Below are 1,096 nucleotides of genomic sequence, written 5' to 3'. Positions count from 1 at the left end.
AGGCCTTGCCGCGGCGATCTACGCCGTGCACCTGGAACAGGTTCTTCGCCAGGTCGATCCCGCATGTCGTAACGTTCATGGCGGACGCTCCTCTCAGTTCCGGTAGTCAAACCTTTACTACCTCGGGCACGCTGATGCCAGTTCGAGTGGGGGCGTCCATACCATTACCCCATCACTGAGGGCTTGCTGGCCGGTGATCACGGCCGGATGCGGATAGCGAGGGGAGCAAAGCGGGTAGCCGCGCAAGCCGACCGCGTCGATGCTTGGCGCCACGGCTTGCAAGCGACACCCCATCGATGCCGTGATCGTCGGCAGCGGCATCACCTCCCTGGTGTGCGCTGTGCTGCTCGCGCGCGACGGGCGCAAAGTGCTGGTGCTGGAGCACGAAGGCCGGCTGGGCCGCTGCATTCGCACCGACGAGCTGATGCTGCCCGGCTTGCGCCACGACACGCTATACACCGCGCATCCGCTGTTCCTGGTCGGGCCTGTCTATGCCGCGCTGAAGGAAGGTCTGCAAAGCGCAGGCCTGATCTACTGCAACACAGGTGCAGGCACCAGAAAGTTGTTAAAGCAACCATAAATACTGTCTGATGTCGAAGATTGATCGCAATCTTTCGCTCACTGCAACGTGTACGGTCCGTAGCCTGACGAATGAGCCTGCAGTGTTGCGCCGCATGAGTTCGCGGCGTGTCTGTGCAGTTTAAGGATAAGCGCTGCAGTCTTTGGCTAGTGACAGAGATTCGCTTGACTCAAGATAAATCCATGTCGGCATTCCACATCGGGATGAGCGACACGGTTGACTTCTTCGGCGTGTCCGCCATTCCACGCCTGATGGCCTGAGCCCCAGGGTATTTCCCAGTTCATCGCAAATTCACAAGGAGACATATCCATGCGCCGCATCGCCATTGTCGGAGGAGGGCAGGCCGGCTTGCCGCTGGCCCTGGGCCTGCTGGACAAGCGCTACGAGGTGACGGTGGTCACCAACCGCACGCCCGACGACATCCGCCGCGGCAAGGTCATGTCCAGCCAGTGCATGTTCGATTCTGCGCTGCAGATCGAGCGCGAGCTGGGCCTGAACCCGTGGGAGAGCGACTGC

The 1,096-nt window shown here is 60.9% G+C and carries 2 protein-coding genes; both read left to right on the top strand.

The window, feature by feature from the left end; genetic code table 11:
* Positions 1–259: 259 nt before the first annotated feature.
* Positions 260–580 (top strand): NAD(P)-binding protein, encoded by a 321-nt coding sequence (locus SM757_RS34890; RefSeq protein ID WP_322468849.1) that lies wholly within the window; start codon positions 260–262, stop codon positions 578–580.
* Between the two features lie 309 nt (positions 581–889).
* Positions 890–1,096: NAD(P)-binding domain-containing protein (locus tag SM757_RS34885; RefSeq protein WP_407655833.1), on the top strand; the 207-nt coding region annotated here is incomplete at its 3' end.

Origin of the sequence: Azohydromonas lata, assembly GCF_034427735.1 — a bacterium.
GTDB classification, from domain to species: Bacteria; Pseudomonadota; Gammaproteobacteria; order Burkholderiales; family Burkholderiaceae_C; genus Azohydromonas; species Azohydromonas lata.
Note: the sequence above shows the minus strand (reverse complement) of the source record. Positions and strands in the feature narration are given on the sequence as shown.

Coding starts and splice junctions, on each gene's coding strand:
- SM757_RS34890 (WP_322468849.1), top strand. CDS start 260: ATGCTTGGCGCCACGGCTTGCAAGCGACACCCCATCGATGCCGTGATC.